The 20,422-nt window shown below is 71.4% G+C and carries 11 protein-coding genes and 3 pseudogenes; 5 read left to right on the top strand and 9 right to left on the bottom strand.

What is annotated here, in order from left to right; genetic code table 11:
- Positions 1-7: 7 nt before the first annotated feature.
- The 5 genes from ACIA6T_RS31430 to ACIA6T_RS31410 all read right to left on the bottom strand — a co-directional run bounded on the left by ACIA6T_RS31430 (position 8) and on the right by ACIA6T_RS31410 (position 12,814).
- Positions 8-2,545, bottom strand: a complete 2,538-nt coding sequence (locus ACIA6T_RS31430) for an FAD-dependent monooxygenase (protein ID WP_399449909.1) — start codon at positions 2,543-2,545, stop codon at positions 8-10.
- Positions 2,546-2,549: 4 nt separating this feature from the next.
- Positions 2,550-9,734, bottom strand: coding sequence for an amino acid adenylation domain-containing protein (locus ACIA6T_RS31425; protein ID WP_399449908.1), 7,185 nt, complete (start codon positions 9,732-9,734; stop codon positions 2,550-2,552).
- Positions 9,731-10,993: a cytochrome P450 gene (locus ACIA6T_RS31420; RefSeq protein WP_399449907.1), complete on the bottom strand. Its 1,263-nt coding sequence runs from the start codon at positions 10,991-10,993 to the stop codon at positions 9,731-9,733. Before ACIA6T_RS31420 ends, ACIA6T_RS31425 begins: the two co-directional genes overlap by 4 nt.
- Positions 10,994-11,030: 37 nt before the next feature.
- Positions 11,031-11,855 (bottom strand): methyltransferase domain-containing protein, encoded by an 825-nt coding sequence (locus tag ACIA6T_RS31415; RefSeq protein WP_399449906.1) that lies wholly within the window; start codon positions 11,853-11,855, stop codon positions 11,031-11,033.
- Between the two features lie 407 nt (positions 11,856-12,262).
- Entirely contained in the window at positions 12,263-12,814 is a 552-nt protein-coding gene (locus ACIA6T_RS31410) for an EF-hand domain-containing protein (protein ID WP_399449905.1), read from the bottom strand.
- 418 nt (positions 12,815-13,232) lie between these two features.
- On the opposite strand from ACIA6T_RS31410, the gene ACIA6T_RS31405 reads away from it, so the two are divergent.
- Entirely contained in the window at positions 13,233-14,126 is an 894-nt protein-coding gene (locus ACIA6T_RS31405) for an SDR family oxidoreductase (protein ID WP_399449904.1), read from the top strand.
- Positions 14,127-14,356: 230 nt separating this feature from the next.
- Here the strand turns inward: ACIA6T_RS31405 and ACIA6T_RS31400 are convergent, their stop codons facing one another.
- A complete protein-coding gene (locus ACIA6T_RS31400; RefSeq protein ID WP_399449903.1) occupies positions 14,357-14,908 on the bottom strand; it encodes an HD domain-containing protein in 552 nt (183 codons plus the stop codon).
- 53 nt (positions 14,909-14,961) lie between these two features.
- Here ACIA6T_RS31400 and ACIA6T_RS31395 point away from each other — a divergent pair.
- Positions 14,962-15,917, top strand: a pseudogene (locus ACIA6T_RS31395) (GlxA family transcriptional regulator); the annotation flags it as partial.
- A 323-nt stretch (positions 15,918-16,240) separates the two neighbouring features.
- Here ACIA6T_RS31395 and ACIA6T_RS31390 read toward each other — a convergent pair.
- Entirely contained in the window at positions 16,241-17,473 is a 1,233-nt protein-coding gene (locus ACIA6T_RS31390) for a PP2C family protein-serine/threonine phosphatase (RefSeq protein WP_399449902.1), read from the bottom strand.
- A 515-nt stretch (positions 17,474-17,988) separates the two neighbouring features.
- Between ACIA6T_RS31390 and ACIA6T_RS31385 the strand changes: the two genes are divergently transcribed.
- The 3 genes and pseudogenes from ACIA6T_RS31385 to ACIA6T_RS31375 form a co-directional block, all read left to right on the top strand.
- Positions 17,989-18,594 (top strand): TetR/AcrR family transcriptional regulator, encoded by a 606-nt coding sequence (locus tag ACIA6T_RS31385; protein ID WP_399449901.1) that lies wholly within the window; start codon positions 17,989-17,991, stop codon positions 18,592-18,594.
- Between the two features lie 39 nt (positions 18,595-18,633).
- Positions 18,634-18,777, top strand: a pseudogene (locus ACIA6T_RS31380) (enoyl-CoA hydratase/isomerase family protein); the annotation flags it as partial.
- A gap of 5 nt (positions 18,778-18,782) precedes the next feature.
- Positions 18,783-18,896: pseudogene (locus ACIA6T_RS31375) on the top strand (hypothetical protein); the annotation flags it as partial.
- A gap of 454 nt (positions 18,897-19,350) precedes the next feature.
- On the opposite strand, the gene ACIA6T_RS31370 reads toward ACIA6T_RS31375, so the two are convergent.
- Positions 19,351-20,025 (bottom strand): SDR family NAD(P)-dependent oxidoreductase, encoded by a 675-nt coding sequence (locus tag ACIA6T_RS31370; RefSeq protein WP_399449899.1) that lies wholly within the window; start codon positions 20,023-20,025, stop codon positions 19,351-19,353.
- A gap of 129 nt (positions 20,026-20,154) precedes the next feature.
- Positions 20,155-20,397, bottom strand: a complete 243-nt coding sequence (locus ACIA6T_RS31365; RefSeq protein ID WP_399449898.1) for a DUF5302 domain-containing protein — start codon at positions 20,395-20,397, stop codon at positions 20,155-20,157.
- Between the last annotated feature and the right edge of the window lie 25 nt (positions 20,398-20,422).

Below are 20,422 nucleotides of genomic sequence, written 5' to 3'. Positions count from 1 at the left end.
CGGCCGGTCATTCGGCGAGGGCGGACAGCACGATGCGCACGGAGTCGTCGGCGATGCGCTGTGCGCGCGACGCCGGAACCAGGCCCTCGACATAGCCGAAGTTCCATGAGAGCCGACCGTGGCTGGTGGTCACCGCCGCCACGATGGCGCCCATCACCGAGACACCTGTGAGGAACTGGGCGCCGTCGACCCGCCACGGCCCCATCTGCTCGGGAAAGTCGTGGCGGCCGACGTTGGACAGGCACAGGTTGATCGGCCCTTCCTCGTCCATGAACCGCATGAACGACTCGCTGTCCGCCAGCGACCTGGGCCCTGCTACGCGCGGCAGGCTGATCGTGGCCAGGTGCTCCTGCCTCTTCCGGCGCCTTGCCAGGTCCTGGCTGATGGCCCGGGCCATGGGCCACAGCGGCCGGCCGGGCTCGTATCGGACGCGGGAGGGAACCGTGGCCACGTAGGTGCCGACCTCGTCGGGAAGGACGGGTGGTTCGAGGTCGGCGCGGAAGTCGACCGGTGAGCCGATCGAGAAGTGTGCGGCGGCCGGAGTGCCCGCGTCCCGGGCGATCGCCGACACCATCGCGGCGGCCAGGGCCCCGTGGACCGTGGTGCCGTGCAGCTTCGCAGTCCGCACCAGGAGTTCCAACTGGTCGGCGGTGAGGGACCGGTGTGTCATCCGGGTGCGCCGCTGCTCGAACGGGACGTGTTCACCGGGGACGACCCGCTGTGCGGGGCGGCTCAGGGACGCCTGTTCTTCCCGTCGCATCATGGCTTTGAACCCGGCGACACCCGCCGCACCCCGGTGACGGCGCGGGAGCAGGTCGTCCGTCGCGGGAAGGACCCGCCGTGGAACGGCCTGCGGCGGTGCGCCGCGGTCCAGCCGTGCGGCGATCTCGATCCACTCACGGACCAGGGACAGGCACGTCTTGCCGTCGGCGATGACGTGCGAGACCGTCAGCAGCAGGTCGTGGACGTTTCCTCCGTCCTCGTCCCCCGTCCCTCCCGAGGTGATCACCACCGCGCGCAGCAGTGGCCCGGTGCGCCAGTCCAGGCCCTCCGCGAGCTCGCGGCTGTCGGCCTCGTGCTGCCACCGGGCGTCGGCCGTGGGATCGTCCGGTCGCACACGGACGTGCCGAAGCGGGATCTGCCGCCCGTCCAGGGGGACGAAGGCGGGGTGTGCTCCGGTGCCGTCATCGGTGATCGCGACACGCAGCAGGGGGTGCCGTAGCTGGAGGATGTCCAGGGCGCGGCGGTGCAGCGACGGGGACAGGCGTCCGCGGATCCGGGCGCGGGCGATGACGTTGAGCGGCGAGGTCCGGTCGGCGATCCAGTAAAGGCGTTCCAAGGGGCTCAGGTCCCGTCGGACGCTGCCGGGTACGGCGGCCGGCCCGTCCGGGTAGGCGAGGGCCTGGGTGGTCTGTCGGACGAGGACGCGGCGGGGCACCAGCCGGAAATAGGTGTCGCGGACCAGACGCCGGTGCGGGCGGGCCCCCTGGGTCAGTCTGTTCATGCTGCGGGACCCGGCCACCATCGCCCGTGCACGGTCGCGGCGCAGTTCCTCGTACGCGCGCAGGGCCCGTACGGGATCGTCGCTCGTCGGCTCGGCCAGCGTCCGGGCCAGCACGACGGCGTCCTCCATGGCCATGCCGGCTCCTTGGGCGAGCGTGGTCAGCATGGGGTGGGCGGCGTCGCCGAGGAGGGTGACGGGACCGTCGCCCCACCGTTCCAGGAAGGCCCGGTCGCGTGAGGGAACGGTGAGGATGTCGGCCTCAGGGGTGGCCTCGATCACCGCTCGCACCTCGTCGGCCCACCCCTCGTACGCCTGGCGGACGGTGTCCTTGACGTGGCCTGGGGCGGGCGTCCCAGGGGTGGTGCTCATGGCGGCCCACCAGTAGCACCGGCCGTGGCCGATGTCGATGAGGCCGAAACGCTGTCCGCGGCCCCAGTAGTGGCGTACGGCGCCCCTGGTGAGGCACGGGTGCCGGAAGGGGACGATACCGAGTCGGAAGAGGTGGTCACAGTCCTGTGGCTGCTCGGGGCCGGCGAGGTGGCGCCGGACGGCCGAGTTGAACCCGTCGGCACCGATGAGGACGTCCCCGTTCGCCGAGCGGCCGTCCCCGAAGCGGACGGTGACCCCCGGGCCCTCGGTCTCGAAGCCGACTGCGGTCGCCCCCAGGTGGACCGGGCAGTCGCCGGCCTCCGTCATCAGGGCCTCCTGGAGGTCGGTGCGGCTGAGGCAGAAGCTCGGCGCGCCCACCTGCTCGCAGGCGTCCTGGAACGGCAGGTCCCTGATGAGCCGACCGCGCCGGTCCATGATCTTGAACGACTCCACGGCCTGACCGCGCTTGTCCAGGCCCAGGTCGATGCCGAGGCCGGCGAGGGCGGTGACGGCGTTGCTCATGACCGACAGGCCGGAGCCGGCTTGGCGCAGCTCGGTGGCGCGTTCGTACACCTCGACATCGACACCGACGCGCCTGAGTGCGACCGCGCACGTCAAGCCGCCGATACCGGCACCGATGACGAGGGCTTTCACACGGTGTGCTGATGCCATGACGTCAACCCACCCGCGCGCTACGGGCGGAGTCGTCGGTCGATTCGGCGACGGTGTTCGCCAGCTGTGCCACGTGCGGTTGTTCCATCATCGTCAGGTGGTCTCCGGGGACATGGACCGTGTGGATCCGCCCGCTGGTCATGGCGCTCCATCCGTTGCAGGGGTCCTGGTGACGGGTCCGGGCGGCGCCGTGCATGGCGGACAGGACGGCGGGCAGTGGTTCTGCGGCGCGGATCAGTGTGAGGTCCTGGTCCTCGCGCGGGGGGCGGTAGGCCAGTGTCGCGCGCCAGTTCGCCCGGTAGACGTCGAACAGGCGGCGGATGACGGCCCCGGAGCTGCCGGACGGCAGGACACCCCGCTCGCTCGCGACGCGGGCCATGTGGGTGAACCTCTCCTCCGGCGATGCGCGTCCGCCTGGGACGGTCAGGGCGGGTGCCGTGCCGCCGTCGCGCGGCCAGAGCAACTCGTGGAAGAACCACTCGAGCATGGCCTCGTCGTCGTGAGGGGAGCGCGGTCCCTGGTCCAGGGCGGTGGTGTCCACCACCAGCAGGGTCACCTGTTCGCCTTCCGCCCGCAGCCGGCGGGCGATCTCGAAGGCGACGAACCCGCCGAAGGACCATCCGCCGATGGTGTACGGGCCGTGCGGCCGCACCGTCCGCAGCGCGGCGATGTAGCTGTCCGCGAGGTCCTCCACGCTGCTCAGCGGTGTGGTGCCGGGGTCGGCTCCGGCTGCCTGGAGTGCGTACAGCGGCAGGTCGGCCGGGAGGTGCCCGGCGAACGCGACGTAGCACAGCACCGTGCCGCCCATCGGGTGGACCATGAACAGCGGCGGGCGGGAGCCCTGCGGACGGATCGGCACCAGGGGGTCGAACGCGGCCTGTGCCCCGCCGTCGCGCAGCCGTGCCGCGATTCCGGCGGGGGTGGGCGTCGCGACGAACTCGGCCAGGGGGATGTTCACCTGGTAGCGCTGTTCGATCCGGACCACCAGCCGCATCGCGGTCAGGGAGGTGCCGCCGAGGTCGAAGAGGCTGTCGTGCACCCCCACGGTGTCCAGCCCCAGCATGTCCGCCACCATCTCGGCGAGTGTCCGCTCGTACGCGTCGCGCGGTCCGCTGTCGGGGGCACGGCCGGGGACGGTCAGCGGGGCGCGGCGCAGTGCGGCGTCGTCGCGCTTGCCGCTGGGGGTCAGCGGCCACCGGGAGACCCATTGCAGGTGCGAGGGGACCATGTGGGCGGGCAGGGTGGCGTGCAGTCGTTCACGGATGCCGGCCAGATCCTCGTCCGTGCCTTCGCCGAGGAGGAACGCGGCGAGGAAGGTCTCGCCGTCCGTCCGCTCGCGGGCCACGACCGCGGCGTCGCGCAGGCCGGGACAGCTCTGTGCCAGGCCGGTGACGGCCAGTTCCACCTCGGCCGGCTCCACCCGGAAGCCCCGTACCTTGACCTGAGCGTCGTCACGTCCGAGGAAGACGACGTCGCCGTCCGGAAGCACCATGCCGACGTCGCCGGTGTAATAGAGCCGGTGGTCCTCGTCCGCGAAGGGATGCGGGAGGAAACGCTCCTTGGTCAGGTCCGGTCGGCCTTCGTAGCCGTCGGCCAGGAAGTTGCCGCCCAGGTAGATGTCGCCCCGCGCACCGGCCGGCACCGGGCGCATCCGCTTGTCCAGGACGTGTACCTCGGCCCCGTCGACGGCGCGGCCGATCGGTGGCAGCGCGGGGAGGGCCGCGGGGTCTCCGGTCATGGGGAAGGCGGTGACCACGTGGGTCTCGGTGGGGCCGTACTGGTTCTCCAGGACGATTCCCGGGAGCTTGGCGCAGAACGCGCGGATCTCCGGGGTGACGCGCAGCTGCTCGCCGCAGGTGATCACCACCCGCAGGGCCGGTGGTGTGATGTCCAGCGTGCCGGCGGCTTCCGCGAGTTGCTGAAGGGCCACCGGGGGAAGGAAGACCTGCTCGACGCGTTCACGGTCGAGCAGGTGCAGCAGTGCGGGCATGTCGCGCCGCTGTGCGTCGCCGGCCGGGCACAGGGTGCCGCCGAAGGACAGCGTGGAGAAGATCTCCTGGAAGGAGATGTCGAAGCTCAGCGGGGCGAATTGCAGGGTGACGCCGCCCGGGACCGCGCTGGGCGCCACTGCCTGCCAGGCCACCAGGGCGGCCAGGGTTCGGTGCGGCATGGCGACGCCCTTGGGAGTCCCGGTGGAACCCGAGGTGAACAGGACGTAGGCGGTGCTCGCCCCGTCCGTTCCGCCCTCTGCCGGGCACCTCGGTGCGGGCGCGGCCACCGTCTCGGCGGGCAGCAGCAGCGCCGGGTCACCGGCGAGATGCGCGTAGGGCGCCTCGGCCACGACGCGGAAGGGCCGGGCCTGCTCCACCATCGTGGCCAGCCGGGCAGCGGGGTAACCGACGTCCATCGGGACGACCGCGCATCCGGCGCGCATGACGCCCAGGAGCACCGCCATGGTCAGCGGGGACCGGTTCATGGCGATCCCGATGCGGGCGCCGGCCGGGGCCCCGAGCGCGTACAGCCGTCCGGCCACGTTCTCCGCGGCCTCGGCCAGCCGGGCGTAGCTCCACCGTTCCTCGCCCATCACCACGGCGGTCGCGTCCGGGGTGCGCGCCGCCTGTTCGAAGAAGCGGGAGACGACCGTTGGGTGCTGCGCGCGTGGCGCGAGGACGGGGCGGGGTGCCAGGAACGCGAAGTCCGGCACTTCGTCCGGTTGTTCGATCAGGCGGCGCAGGATGCTCAGGTAGCCGGCCGCGTAGAGGTCACCCTGCTCGGCCGGGAATGTCGTTCCGTCGCAGTCGACCCGCAGCCACATTCCGGTGCCGTCCGGTTCCGTGACCACGTTCACCAGGAGGCGGAAGTCGTTCTCCTCCCAGGTGCGGAACTCGACGAGGCGCAGGCCGGGCAGATCGAGTACGCGGGAGAGCTGGTGAAAGTGCACATAGTTGAAGGCGGTGTCCAGGACGGGACCGCCGTGGTCCTCCTGGATGGCGCTCAGCGGGTAGCGGCGGTGGGGGTGGCCGTCCTGCTCCTGGTGAAAGGCTTCGCGTGCCACGTCCAGCCAAGTGTCCCGCGCGGTGTCGAGGCGTACGGGCACGGTGTTCAGGAAGAGCCCGGCGATGCGTTCCGCACCGGCTGCTTCGGGCCTGCCGTGGGTGATCAGACCCGTGGTGACGTCATGGGTGCCGGCGAGCGCGGCCAGTCTCAGGCCGTGCGCCGCGAAGAGTACGGATTTGACCGGCAGGGTGTGTTCGGCCGCGAAGTGCCGCACCTGTTGGACGAGGGCGGCGGGCAGGTCGACTCTCCGGGAGGCCGGACGGTGGCTCGCGGCGGGCAGGTGGGGCGAGAACGACTGGATCGGCGTGGGCTCGCAGCCGGCCAGCTTCTCGTGCCAGTAACGACGGGCCTCCCGCGAACGCAGGGCGGCCTGCTCCAGTCGTACGTGGGCCGACGGGGACGCGAGCGCCGCCTCCTCGACGGGATCGGTGTCCAACCCGAGGCCGTGCGCGTAGTCCTGTAGCAGTTCCTTGAGCAGGGTGGCAACACTGCCGCCGTCGAGGAGTGCGTGGTGGAAGCTGAGGACCAGGTCGACGGCGGTGGGCCGCACATGGACGCGGAACAGGTACAGCGGCGGCCGGTCGAAGACGTATGGATGGCGGCGGCGTTCCTCGATGTGCGCGCACACCTCGGCCTCGGCCGCCGTGTCGTCCAGCGGACGCAGGTCGGCGATGTCCAGACCGCCGTGCACCTGGGGCCGGACGACCTGCAGCGGTTCGGCACCGTTCAGGTCGAAGGCCGACCGCAGCGCCGGATGCCGTGCCGTCAGCCGGTCGAAGGCGCGGCGGAACTCCTCTTCCTCCCAGGGCATTTCCAGGGTGTACCGGAAGACGTCCCGGTAAGTGGCCGAGGATTCGTGTCTGCGACTGTGGTAGAGCAGGCCGAGCTGGAGCCGGTTGAGGGGGTAGGCGTCCTCGGCGTCCCGCAACCGGGCCCGGTCCACGTCCGCCACGAGGGCGAAGGGAGCCGGAACGGCCTCGGCTCCGGGTGCGTCGCACTCCTCGGCGCATGAGGCGAGACCGGCCACCGTCGGGTTGCGCAGGAGGTCGGTGAGCGAGAAGCGCAGGCCCCTGGCCTCCGCCTCGGCTCGCACCCTGAGCATGGTGATCGAGTCACCGCCGAGGGCGAAGTAGTCGTCGTGCACCCCCACGGCGTCATGGCCCAGGACATGGGCCCAGACCTCGGCGAGTACCGCCTCGGTACGGTTGTGCGGCTGACCGCCCCCGGTGGCCCTCGGGGTGTCGTCCGGTGGGGGAAGGGCGCGGTGGTCGGTCTTGCCGTTGGGTGACAGCGGAACCGCGTCGATCCGGGTGAAGGACGCCGGAACCATGAACGCCGGCAGTGCCCGTCCGAGCCGCTCGCGCAGCAGTGCCGTGTCGATCGGGGTCTCGGCGACGTAGTAGCCGGCCAGGACGGTTCCCCGATCGGCGGTGTCATGTCCCACCACGACGGCGTCCCGCACCCCGGGGACCGCGCGCAGGGCGGCCGCCGCCTCCCCGGGCTCGACGCGGTGGCCCCGGATCTTGACCTGGTCGTCGATCCGCCCGAGGTACTCCAGGGTGCCGTCCTCGAGCCACCGGGCCAGGTCCCCGCTGCGGTAGAGGCGACCGCCCGGCACGAACGGGTCACTGCCGAACTTCTCGGCGGTCAGCTCCGGACGGTCGAGGTACCCCCGGGCGATGCCGGCCCCGCCGATGCACAGTTCGCCGGCGACTCCGACGGGTTGCGGCAGGTCGTCGGCGCCCAGCACGTACAGCCTGGTGTTGTCGATCGGTCGCCCGATGGGAACCCGTGGGACACCGCGTTCGGGGTCGGACGGGCAGTCGTAGGACGACACGTCGACCGTCGCCTCGGTCGGGCCGTACAGGTTCACGAGCTGTGCCGGCTGTTCACCACCGCTCTCACGGCGGGACCGGGCGGCGAGGCGGTTGAACCGCTCGACCTGCGGCCCGGACAGGGCCTCGCCGCTGCAGTAGACGTAGCGCAGGGACGCGATGCCCCGGCGTGCGGCCGTCGACTCCTCCAGCAGGTCGAGGAACGGGCCGAGCATCGAGGGGACGAAGTGCACGGCGGTGACACGGTGTTCGCGGATCGCCCGGAGCACCTCGCGCGGGTCCCGCTGGCCGCCGGGCGGCAGCAGGGCCACGGTCGCGCCCTCGACGGCCCACCAGAACAGCTCCCATACCGAGACGTCGAAGGAGACCGGCGTCTTCTGCAGGAGCACGTCCCCTTCTCCGAGCGGGTAGCGGCGCTGCATCCACGCGAGGCGGTTGACCACACTGTGGTGCTCGACCATGACGCCCTTGGGCTGCCCAGTGGAACCGGAGGTGTAGATGACGTAGGCGAGATCACGGGAGGTGGCGACCGGCTCGATGGGGGCTGCGCTGCCGGTCACCAGTCCGTCGATGTGCCGGGCCGTCGTGTCCGGGGGGAGGCCGACGGGGGCGTCGTCGACGATCACCAGTTCGGCGCGGCTGTCGCGCAGCAGGAAGTCCACCCGCCCGGCCGGGTGGCCGGGGTCCACGGGCACGTAGGCGCCGCCGGACTTCAGGATGCCGAGCAGCGCGACCAGCAACTGCGGTCCCCGCTCCATCATCACCGCGACGCGGTCGTTCGGGCCGACGCCCTCCGCCCGTAGGGCCCGGGCGACGCGGTTGGCGTGCTCGTCGAGCTCGGCGTAGGTCAGCGTCTCGCCGGACGCCGTGACGACGGCGGTCCGCTCCGGGCGGCGGGCGGCCCGGGCCTCGAACAGCCCGTGCAGCGTGGCCTGGTCCGCGTAGGGCACCCGGGGGCCGTGTGCGCGTCCGGCGGTGAGGTCCTGGTACTCGGCCGGCGTCAGCATGGGGACGTCGCGAAGCGGTCGGTCCAACAGGTCCAGACCGTGCTCCAGGAGCGTCGTGAGGTGACCGGCCACGGCGTCGACGGGGAAGTCCTCGTCGAAGACGTCGCGGGCGTAGTCCAGGTCGACACGGATGTCGGTCGTGTCGTCGAAGGCGGAGACCAGGACGCCCAGTGCCTCCTGGTCGTGCGAGGGGGCCATCAGGGCGCTGCGCCGAACGACTCCCGGAATGTCCGGCCGGGACCAGTTCATGTAGGAGAGCGTCACGTCGAAGAGCTGCCGCGGGCTCCGGGCCGCCTGGGAGGTCTCGCGCAGGATGTCGCCGAGCGCGAGCCTCTCATGACGTCGGAGCCGGCAGGTCGTGCCGTGGATCTCGGCGAGGAGTTCCCGGACGGTCAGCCCGCCCGGCGCCGCGACCCGTAGCGGAAGGGTGTTGGCGAACTGGCCGAGGACGTCCCTGTGCCGCTTCGTCGAACGGTTGAGGAAGGGGACGCCGAGGACCACTTCCTCGCTCCGGTGCAGACGTGTCAGGCAGGTGCCGAGCATGGCCGCGACGTAGGTGAAGGGCCAGTGGCCCGCGCCGCGGACCCGGTCGATGAGGGCGCCGTCGATCACGAACGAGTGGCGGCGCCGTTCGCGCGGACCGCCCGTCGTACGGGTGAACAGCACGGGTGTCACGTCCGCGAGGTACTCCCGGTAGAAGGCGCGGTCGCGGTCCCCGTCGGTCCCTGTGCGGTAGGCGGCGTCCTCCTCTACGAATGCCAGGTAGGAGGGGGGCTTCCCGGTGATGCTCCGCCGATCGCCCTCCGGCTGCCGGGCGTATTCCCGGAGGATCTCGTGGCTCAGTCGGTCGAGGGTCCAGCCGTCGGCGACGATGTGGTGTGCCTTGACATGCAGGTGCGTGACGTCCGCGCTCTCCAGGAGAACCGTGGCTTCGACCAGGGGGCCGCTGTCGAGCGGCAGGGCGCCTGCCATCGATGCGCGCATCCACTCGGCACAGGCGGTGTCCGGTTCGGGCGCGTGGGAGAGGTCGACCACGGCGACCGGAACCGTCTCCTGCGCCACCCACTGGAAGGGAACGCCGGCGCTGTCGGCGAACCGCAGCCGGAACGTCTCGTGGCGGTGCAGAACGAGTTCCGCGCAGGCGGCGAGCCTTCGACGGTCGACACCGCCGTGCAGACGCTCGTGGAGCACGCAGTTGAACTGCGGTGATTCGGGCGCTCGGGATCCGATGGACCAGACGTCTCGCTGGTACGACGTCAACTGGTGTGATGATCCGGGGTTGATGCTCAACTGTGGCTGTTTCCTTCGAGCCGTACCGGGATCTCCCGGTGGCCGTTGAAGATGAGAGAGGGCAGCGGAGCCAGGCGGTCGGAACCGACGGCGAGTTCGAGGGCCGGGAACCGGGAGAAGAGCGCGGACAGCGCGATACGGCCCTCCAAGCGGGCGAGTTCGGCTCCCAGGCAGTAGGTGGGACCGTGGCTGAAGGCCAGGTGCTCGCGGACGGTGGGACGGGTGATGTCGAAGAGGTCGGCCCCCGAGCCGTGTACTGCGGGATCGCGTCCGACCGCGGCGTAGTTGATGACGAGGGCGTCGCCCCGCTCGAACGTCAGCCCTGTCGGTTCGTCGTACAGGTCCTCTGTGGGGAAACGCATCATGAAGTTGGCCACCGGGGCCTGGTGGCGCAGCGTCTCCTCCACGACCCGGTCCCAGCCGGCCCGGCCCGATACGGCCAGGTCCAGCTGATCCGGATGGGTGAGCAGGTTGACCACGGCGTGGTCGAGCAGATTCGCCGTGGTCCCGTAGCCGGCGCCCAGCACCAGCCAGATGTTGTCGGCCAGCTCCCGCTCGTCGAGCAGGCCCTCGCGCTGTGCGTCGACCAGTGCGGTGGCGATGTCGTCGCCGGGCTGATCGGTCTTGAGCACGATCAGGTCCGCGAGGAGCCGCGCGGCCTCCGCCTCGGTATCGCTGGCCTGCTCCGCACTCAGGTCGGTGGTGAAGACCATGTCGTTGACGGCCTGGAAGCTGTCGTGCATGGCCTCCGGCAGCCCGACCAGCGTGGTGACCGTCCGCCACGGCAGCCGTGTGGCGAACCACGTCCGCAAGTCCACGACCCCGTCGGGGGCGAGCGCGGCCTCCCGCGCGAGGTCGTCCAACAGCGTGGCGGTGGTCTCCTCGATCCACGGGGCGAGCGCCCGTACGCGGCGGGCGCCGAACGCGGGCACCAAGGGATGGCGCAACCGGCTGTGGTCGGGTCCGTAAGCGGTCTGGACGGTGCGGATGTCGACCCAGATCCGCAGTGGCCAGTCGGCGGGAAGGTCACCGTTGATGAAGGCGGGCCAGTGCCGGTGGGCGTCCTTGGAGATCCGGGGGTGGACCAGTAATCGCCGGACGAGGCCCGGGTCGGTCACCGACCACGCCGGTACGCCACCGGGCAGTTCGACCCGGGCGGCGGGCCCCAGCGCACGCAGTGCCCCGGCTTCGCCGTGGACGTCCGTGGCGCTGCCGTCCAGACGGTAGGGGCAGCGGTTCCGGGAGGGCGGGGAGGGCATGGCGTACGACCTCGGCGGCGGGTAGTCGGTGCTCGGCTCAGTGACGAACGGCGGTCAGGAGTCCGTAGCGCAGCTGGGGGACCTTGCGGAAGAACCACTCGCCCAGGTCGGCCGCCGTCGCCCATTCACGTGACGTCTCGCCGCTGGAGTTGTTCGCGGCATCCCGCCAGCCGCTGATCATGCTGTCGTAGCAGCGCCGGACGTTCTCGGTGATGTCGGTGTGGTCCACCACCTCCAGTCCGGCCTCCCGCAGCAGTTCCCCGTACATGTCGGTGGTCAGCGAGAACTTGAAGTACGCGTACGCGTCGGCCATACGGGCCGCGTCCGGGGTGTCGAGCTCGCCCGCGAGGCTGTGTTCGGCGATGACCAGTCGTCCGCCGGGACGCAGAACCCTGGCGATGTGCCCGATGGCCGCCTTCTTGTCCTTCATGTGCATCAGGGATTCGATGGCGTACGCGCCGTCGAAGGCCCCGTCCTCGAAGGGGTTCTCCATGGCATCGGCCAGCCGGAACGTGGCCCGCCCGGGGAGGGAAGGCGGCAAGGGACGGTTGTTGGCCAGGTTCACCTGGTAGTCGCTGACGCTGATGCCGGTGATCTGCACTGCGTGGTGGGCGACGATGCGCGCCGCGGTACTGCCGTGGCCGCAGCCCACGTCGAGCAGGTGCTGGCCCTCGGCCGGGGCGAGACGTTCGGTGACGAGGTCCGTCAGCCGGTCGGTCGCCGCCCGCATGGAACTGTCGTCCGTGTCGTCCTCCCAGTAACCGACGTGAATGTTGCCGCCGAGGGCATGGTCGTACACATCCGTATGACGGTCGTAGAAGGTCCCCACGTCGCCGGACGTATGACGGGGTTGCGTCAGCATGAGGGTGATCTTTCATGGTTCGTCGAGCCACGCTCTGTGGCTGCGGAGGCGGACCGGTCTGCGCGACCGGTCCTGCGGGCGAGATGGTGAGCGCGTCGATGATGACAAGCACAAGGGCCGAGACGGGACGAATGAGCTGCGGCTTCACCATTTCGGGGACGCGGTCATCACCTGTCCGGCGGAACGGTCAGGGCCAGAGCGGCTAAAGGCCGGGGCCGCGAGGAGCCCTCGGGCCCCGCGGTTGGACGCTGCGGGAAGCGCCGCTCATTGCCCCCTGCCGCCCGATCGGGAGCCGCGACCGCACTCCGGGTGCCACCGCGTGCAGGGGCACGGCTCGCGGCGCCGGACCTGGCAGAGCGGATGTGGGAAATGCGGTCGCGGCATGAGCGCGTACGGATCAGATCCGCTCAGATGCGCCCGAAGAACAGGCTGCCCGGCGCGTCCGGGTCGTTCGACAGGAAGTGCTCACGGACCGCGCGGATGAACTCGTGGCGGGAGATCGAGCCGTCACCGTCGGTGTCCAGCTTGGTGAACATGTCCATCGCGTCGGGCGCTTCGCTCTTCCACACGTCCCGCAGGAAGCGCTCGAACTCGCCCTTGCTGATCTCGTTGTCGCCGTCGACGTCGATGACGTCGAAGATGGCGTGGCCGCCGCCCTCGGTCACGTTGAGGCGGCTGGTGTCGATGGCCGCGAGGCGGTTGGCCGTGACGAACTGGTCCTTCGTGAGCCGGTCCTCGTCCACGCCCGCGTGGCGCAGCAGCTCCAGCCAGTAGATCTGGCAGAAGGTCTGCAGCGCCCTGGCCCGGCGGTCGTCCTTGGAGAGGCCGTACGCCTGGATGTAGCGGTCGGCGAGCTTCTGGTAGTCCGACCAGTCCAGGTAGCCGTCGTGGTTGGCGTCCATGGTGTCGAAGGTGCGCTCGAGCTTGGTGGTGATCACGTCCTGTACTGCGGCGGTCACGTGTCCTCCTCGGGGACAAAGGGGGGAAGGTCACGACGACCATTCCCTCGGGCACTCCCGCGCAGGAATGCACGCACCCGCCATTCACCCCATCGACCTAGCCGTGCCACCCGAAGGAGTGCATTCGACACAGGTCGCCACGCATGCCAAGAGCCCCGCTCGCCGGCAGCGGAACACGGCGCACGCTTGTCGGACTCCGCCGACCAGGGACTCCGCGGACAAGGTCTCCACACGCCTCCCTCCCGGCCCGTCCAACAGCACCCCTCTACTGTGGGACGGCCACCACCGGTCACGAGCGGGCAAACCGGAAGCCGGCGACGCGGCCGGCGACGCGACGGCGAGCGGGCGGATCGGCTCGCCGACAGATCTCCGGGACACGGTCCTGCCCGCCTCCGCCCCCCCCAACTGGAGTGAACACGTGTCGAAATCGTCGGTCCCGACGTCACCTGCAGGTCGGGCTGTACTGATCACCGGGGCCTCATCCGGTCTGGGGGAAGCCTGCGCGCTCCAGATGTCACGGGTCGGTTTCCACACTCTCGCCGGAGTCCGCCGTCCCGAGGACGGAGAACGGCTGCGTGCGGCCGCCGCCGGCCGGCTCACCCCGGTGATCATCGACGTGACGGACGAGAAGTCCGTCCAGGCAGCCGTACACGAGGTCACTGGGCTGACTGGCGAGGCAGGGCTGTGGGGACTGGTCAACAACGCGGGCATCGCGGTCACAGCCCCGCTGGAATGCGTACCGGCGGAGCAGATGCGCCGACAGCTCGACATCAACGTGCTCGGTCACGTACAGGTGGTCCAGGGGTTCCTGCCGCTGCTGCGAACCGGCACAGGGCGGATCGTGAACGTGTCCTCGGGTCTCGGAAACGTCGCCCTCCCCTACCTCGGCGCCTACGCCGCCTCCCAGTTCGCCAAGGAGGCACTCAGCGACGCGCTCCGCCGCGAGCTCGCCCCACAGCGCATCCCCGTCGTGGTGATCCAGCCGGGCGCCGTCCTGACCCCGCTCTGGTCCAAGATGTCCGATACCGGCCACCAGATCCTGATGAGTGCCCCGGAGCCGGTCCAGGAGCTCTACCGCCGCCCGTTCCTCGGGTTCATGGAGGCCAACGAGACCTCGGCCCGGAGCAGCCGCACGACCCCCGACGACGTCGCCCGGGTGGTCTTCCGCGCACTGGTCGCCAAGCGGCCCAGGACCCGGTACACGATCGGCCGGGACGCGACCGGCAGCCGCGTGCTGTCCCGGCTGCTGCCCGACCGGGCTTTGGACCGGATTTTCGGCGGGACATCGGTGTGGACGAATCTCAGGAACTGAGCGAGCCTGGAGCATCACCGAGAGCGTCGCTGCGAGTTCAGTGCGGTCAGTGCGACAGACGTCCACGATGACGCCTGGAACTACCCGGCGGTCAGCGACGCCCGCTGCCGCGTCCACCGGACGAAAGCGCCGCGGGCCGGGTACGCGTAGCGCGTCACGGTCGGCCCGACTGCACCTCGTCCGAGCTCGGCCGCCGGCGACACCCGCACGGGGGCGGCATCCGTCTCATCTCATGCCCCGCCGACGGTGCTCTGGCCGGATGAAGGTGTCGAAGTATCCCACCAAAAGGGACCGATACCGGAAGCCGCGGCATCGCATAGCGAGGCGGGCGGCATACAGGTCGAGTCGACGACGGAGTTCGAGGCGCCCGGCCTTCTGGTGGGCAGGGGTGAGGAACTGGGCAACCTGGTCGACCAGCAGCGTCCTGTCCCGGGCGGCAAGAGCCGCCCGGGCGTGGCGTCGACGTCGGCAGTGGGCAGGCCCTGCACGGTGAGGAACTCCGCGGCCGTGTCTGCGCCGTCCACCTCGAACCGCTGGTGGCGGTCGCCCGCCCGGGTCAGGCCGATGTCGTGCAGGACGCAGGCCAGGAACAGCAGCTCCGGGTCGTAGTCACGGCCCGGCTTCGCGCCTTGGTCGTCGGCACGGAGGCGGGCGAACAGCGCGCTGCGGACGCTGTGGTTGGCGGTCGCGGTGGACTCCGTCTCACACACCAGGGCCAGCGCCCGGCGGGCGACGGGGGTGTCAAGGAGCGGCGGGACGGCGGTGGTCATCACGTCGTTCATGGCATCGATGGTCGTCTGCGTCGGCTGCCCGTGAAAGTGGCAGACTTGCCCTCATGCGAGAGGAAGCTGCCTCCGCCGCCGCACCGCACCGAGTGGCGGTACTGGTCCTGGACGACGTACTGCCCCTGGACCTGGGCATTCCGGCCCAGGTCCTCATCGCCGTGCCCCGCGGCCCCCACCGACTGACCCCGTGCGGACGGACCGCGCGCCCGGTCACGACCGCCGCGGGCTTCGCGGTCACGGTGGCGGCCGGGCTGGAGGCCGTACGCGGGGCGGACACCGTCATCGTCCCGGGGTGCGCACCACACCAGCGAGAGCTCCCGGAGGACGTACTCGCCGCACTGGCCGGGGCCCACGCCCGGGGACCTGCGGCTGGTGTCCATCTGCACCGGCGCCTTCGCACTGGCGGCAGCCGGGGTCCTGGACGGCCGCAAGGCCACCACTCACTGGAAGTACGCCGACGAACTGGCCGCGCGGTACCCGACGGTGCCGGTGGACCCGCGCGTGCTCTACGTGGACGAGGGACAGGTGCTGACCTCGGCGGGCGTCGCCGCCGGCATCGGCCTGTGCCTGCACCTGGTGCGACGTGACCTGGGCGCACGGACGGCGAACGAGGTCGCGCGCACCCTGGTCTCGGCGCCCCACCGCGACGGCGGGCAGGCACAGTGCATCAAACGTCCGCTGGCCCCCGAAGAACCCGGCGTCACCCTCGCGGCCACCCGGGCGTGGGCCCCGGCCCGCCTGCACGAACCGCTGACGGTCCCACGGCTCGCCTCGCGCGCACATGGCGCCGCGGACCTTCGCCCGGCGGTTCGTCACCGAGACCGGCACGACGCCCCTGCGGTGGCTGCTCGCCGCCCGACTCGACCGTGCCCGGGAACCACTGAGGAGCACCGGACTCGCCGTCGGCCACATCGCCGACCGCTGTGGCCTGGGCAGCCCCTCCAACCTCCGGCTGCACTTCCGGCGCACCCTCGGGACGACGCCCACCGCCTGTCGCGCGGCGTTCGCCCCGACGGCACGGCCGAACCCCGCTCAGGCGCACACCCCGACGACGGCCACCGGCCCGCCGGCCGCCTCGCCGTCCCGGACGGGAACGACGCACCGGGACCCCGACGGCGACCTCGCGGCAGTCCTCCCCGCAGCGGGCGTCGGACAACCTGCGGTCCGTCCACGTCGCTCCCGGTGAACGTGACGGCCGCCCGGACGGCCCGCGTCGTGGTGAACCGTCCGGCGGCCCGGAGTCCGCGCTCGCTCTGTAGGGCTTGGTACTCCTCCGGCGAGCGGGCCCCGTGGCCGTGATCGATTTCGTGCTCGGCGCCCTGGGCACGGCTACCGCCTCGCGCGGCCGAGTGAGGCTTGCCGAGTGTCCGCGCCGGAGCCGGCGTGCCGCTGGGTCTCCTGAGGGCCGTGCCAGTCCAGGCACATCACGGTGGCGTCGTCCTCGAGCCTGCCTCCGGCGGCGTCCCGTACCGCGGACGTCAGCGTCAGCGCGGCCTCCCGCGGGTGCAGGCCCCGGGTGCGCTCCAGCAGGTCGGACAGGTCGACCTGCTCCCCGTGACGTTCGAGCATGCCGTCGGTCAGCATGAGCAGACGGTCGCCGGGGCGCAGATCGATGTCCTGAACCCGGTAGGGGTGGGCCACGAGCACGGACAGCCCGAAGGGGTGGTCCACGTCGCAGGTGATCGTCTCCGCGACCCCCTCGCGCATGCGCAGTGGCCAGGGATGACCCGCGTTGACGAGCCGAGCCCGCCCGGTGTGCAGGTCGATGCGCAGCAGCTGCCCGGTGGCGTGACCGTGGCCGTGGTCGGCCAGGGCCTGGTCGGCCCGGTGGGCCTGGTCGGCCAGGCCGGCTCCCGCACGGCGGGCGCCGCGCAGGGCGCCCACCAGGACCGTGGCGGCCAGCGCGGCGTCGACGTCGTGGCCCATGGGGTCGGTCACCGACACGTGCAGGGTGTCGCGGTCCAGGGCGTAGTCGAAGGTGTCGCCGCTGAGGTCCTCGGAGGGCTCCAGGCTCCCGCACAGGGCGAACTGCGCGGCCTCGCACGACAGTGACGGGGGCAGCAGCTGGTACTGGATCTCCGCTGCCAGGGTGGGGGGCCTGGAGCGTTTGCCCCAGACGTAGAGGTCGGTGAAGCGCCCGTTGGCGATCACGATGTAGGCCAGGATGTGGGCGGCTTCCCCGACCGCCGCGAGGACGTCCTCGCCGGGGGCGGCCGGAAGGAGCAGTTCGAGCAGCCCGATGGCGTCCCCCCGGTTGGTGACCGGCACGATCACCCGCTGTCCCCCGCCGGTCTTCTCCCGGTGCAGCCGCTGGGTGCGGATCACCCGCTCGTAGACACTGCCGGGCAGAGGGATCCGCTCCGCCTCCCGCCCGCCCGCCACGGAACCGGTGGTGGACAGCCGCGCCACCGCCCTCCCTGTCAGGTCCACGATGAGGAAGGAGACGTTCGTGGCGTCGAGACGCCGCCTCAGGTCCTCGGCGACCACGTCGACGGCGTCCACTGGCGCGGCCGTCTCCGCCGCCGTCAGCAGCCGGGGAAGTGCACTCTGCCCACCGCTCACGGCCACGGCCCCTTCGTCGGTCTCCCACACCAGCCTGGGAACCACCGCGGTGAACGTCAATTCGTGACCGGTCACAGTGAGTGAAGGTGGCCATCGTGCGTTCACAGAGGGAGTGAGTCCCGACGGGCGCCTGCGGGCGCGGCCGCCACGGCTGCCACGGTCGCGAAGCTCCACGAGGATCCTGCTGCACCCGCCCCGCCTCCGGGCCGACAGAGCCGAGCCGCCCGCAGGCCCCGCCCTCTCGACGGGCCCGTGCTCGTACGACACGGCGCGGTCCGGAGAAGGACTGGTTCCGGTCCCTGGTCTCCGACGACTTCTCCGTCAGGTTCAGCGTGTTGAGCCGGACGCGCCCAGGGGCGCCGTCACAGCCGGCGCGCGCCTCGACCGGACGGCGCCTGTCGGTACGGATCAAACGACCGCCGCAGTCCCTCTCGCATGTTCTATGGCATACCCCATAAGTTACCGACAGGTAGCCCGTCTGGTGGGTCGCATCGTCATGGGAAGGTGGTGGGCGGGTGAGCCCGCGCAGGAGTGACAGTCGTGACCGGATGATCCTCAGCGCCGCTGCCCTGCTGCGTGAGTACGGGGCGAGCGCGACCAGCATCGACCGGGTACTCGCCCACAGCGGAGCCCCTCGGGGCTCGGTGTACCACCACTTCCCCGGCGGACGGACGCAGCTCATCGACGAGGCGGTGGCGCTGGCGGGGGACTTCATCGCGGGCCTGATCGACGCCGCCGTGCAGGCGGACGATCCGGTGGCGGCCGTCGACGCGTTCTTCGTGCTGTGGCGCGACCGGCTCGTGGAGAGCGGCTTCAGGGCCGGCTGCCCGATCGTGGCAGTGGCCGTGGAGACCAACGACGACGCACCCCGGCTGGCCCGTTCCGCCGCCGTGTTCGCCCGCTGGCAGGAGGCCCTCGCGGCGCTCTTCCCGCGGCACGGCCTGCCCGAGGAACGCAGCCGCCGGCTCGGCGCCTTCATCATCGCCGCGGTCGAAGGCGCGGTGATCATGTGTCGGGCCGAGCAGAGCACCGCCCCGATCGAGGCCGCCGCCGAGATCCACGACCTGCTTCTCTACGCCCTGCGCGACCGCCCCGGTGCCGAACCCGGTCCCCGGCCGTAGCCCGCAGCCGCTTCGCCTACATACCTCGAAGGAGTCGCCATGCCCTCACTCGACCGCCACGACAACGTCTTCGTCCTCGACCTCGGAGACGGCGAGAACCGCTTCCACCCCGACTGGCTCACCGCCGCCGGTGCCGCGCTCGACGAGGTGGAGAAGGCGGAGGGACCCCGCGCCCTGGTCACCACCCGATGATCATCGAGTCGTCCAATCCGGTGCACTCCTTGGCCGACTCCGCTGCCTTCGCCCAGGCGCTTGCCGCGCTCGACCTGGTCGTGGTCATCGACATCGCCCTGGCCGAGACCGGCCGCCAGGCCGACTACGTGCTGCCGGCCGCCTCCCAGTTCGAGAAATGGGAAGCGACGTTCTTCACGTTCGAGTTCCCCCACAACACCTTCCACCTGCGCGCCCCGGTCCTCGACCCGCTGCCCGGCACCCTGCCCGAACCCGGGATCCACGACCGCCTCGTCCGCGAACTGAACGCCGTCCCCCGCAGCGGGCTGACCCTGCTGCATTCGCCGCCCTGGCCGCCGTCGACAAGTCCACCGTCGCCATGGCCCCGCACCTGCTGTACGAGACCCCTCGGCCTGGCCGACGGCGCCCCCGCCCGGATCACCACGTCACGCGGCAACGCTGCCGGCCGCCGCACTGCCACCGCCGAAGGAAAGGTGCTGGACGACCAGGGCAAACTGATCGCCCACGCCACCACCACCTGCATGATCCTTATAGGTCGCCCGGCCGGGGCGCCGGCTCCAACCGTCACGGTGGCGACGTCGGGGCATCGCGGACGGGCTGGAAGGGGCCGGGCACCGTCGAGGCGACGGACGAGGTGGAGGCGATCCTGCCCCCGCCGCACGTCACCATGGCGCACAGCAGCGGCTTGGCCGGCCGGACGGTCGCGGTGATGTCCGGGTCGATGACGGCCTGGTCGCCGGCGGGGTCGGTGTCCACGAAGGCACCGCCCCGGCCGCCCCCCGCATCGAGGGCGGCGAGGTCGACCGTCAGCCCGCCGACCGCGGCGAGCAGCCCTCCCGCACCCTCGCGGGTCCGGAGACCGGCGCGTACGGGACGTACCCGCGCATCCGTCTCCCGCAGGCGGCGCACGGCGGGCTCCAGCCGTTCGCCCTCGGCGTTGACCACGAGGTCGTAGCAGTGCTCGGCGGACTGCCGGGGCGGTTCATGTCCGATCCCGCCGGAAGCACCGGTGATCAGGGCGAGAGACCGTGTGCCGGTCCTGTCGGCCGGGTGACCCGCGTGCGAATCGCCGACCGGTCGTCCGGCCGGGAACCGGCCCGGGGCGAGGCCGTCGCCGTCGACACCGACGACGGCGCGCAGGAGATCCAGCGCACGACGACCGCACACAAGGTGCGGCGCCTGTCGGTGATCGACGGTCACGGCATGGCTGCCCTTGGGCCGGTCGGGCCCGGAGGTCATCCGGGTTCGTCCACGCCTCGCCCGCAACGCGCACAGGGGTATGCGCACGTTGCGGGCCACTGCACGGGATGCGCAAGCGGGTAGCGCTCGGAGCGCCGGTGAAGCGGCCGGCTCCCGGGACTGATCGACTCAGCCGCCGCTCTTGCGCCTGAACGACCGCTGGCTCGCAGCCGGGCCGTGCGCCGCACGCGCCTTCGACACATCCGGGTTGGCGGCGACACCGGCGGCGTCCGCCTGCGCACCGCGCTTGCGCGCCAGGGCTTCGCGGAACTTGCGCTTGAGGTCGTAGTTGCCGTCGCCGTCCGGCGCCAGAGGTGACGCCTCGGGGTCAGCCGGCTCCGAACCTTCCGTCGACACGGGCTCTGCGGTCATGGTGACCTCCTGGGTTCGGGGGTGG

The sequence above is a fragment of the Streptomyces sp. NPDC051740 genome, assembly GCF_044453165.1.
Taxonomy (GTDB): Bacteria; Actinomycetota; Actinomycetes; order Streptomycetales; family Streptomycetaceae; genus Streptomyces; species Streptomyces atrovirens.
This window is presented reverse-complemented; position numbering and strand designations above follow the sequence as displayed.

Coding starts and splice junctions, on each gene's coding strand:
- ACIA6T_RS31365 (WP_399449898.1), bottom strand. CDS start 20,397: ATGACCGCAGAGCCCGTGTCGACGGAAGGTTCGGAGCCGGCTGACCCC.
- ACIA6T_RS31400 (WP_399449903.1), bottom strand. CDS start 14,908: ATGAACGACGTGATGACCACCGCCGTCCCGCCGCTCCTTGACACCCCC.
- ACIA6T_RS31420 (WP_399449907.1), bottom strand. CDS start 10,993: ATGCCCTCCCCGCCCTCCCGGAACCGCTGCCCCTACCGTCTGGACGGC.
- ACIA6T_RS31370 (WP_399449899.1), bottom strand. CDS start 20,025: ATGACCTCCGGGCCCGACCGGCCCAAGGGCAGCCATGCCGTGACCGTC.
- ACIA6T_RS31430 (WP_399449909.1), bottom strand. CDS start 2,545: ATGGCATCAGCACACCGTGTGAAAGCCCTCGTCATCGGTGCCGGTATC.
- ACIA6T_RS31415 (WP_399449906.1), bottom strand. CDS start 11,855: ATGCTGACGCAACCCCGTCATACGTCCGGCGACGTGGGGACCTTCTAC.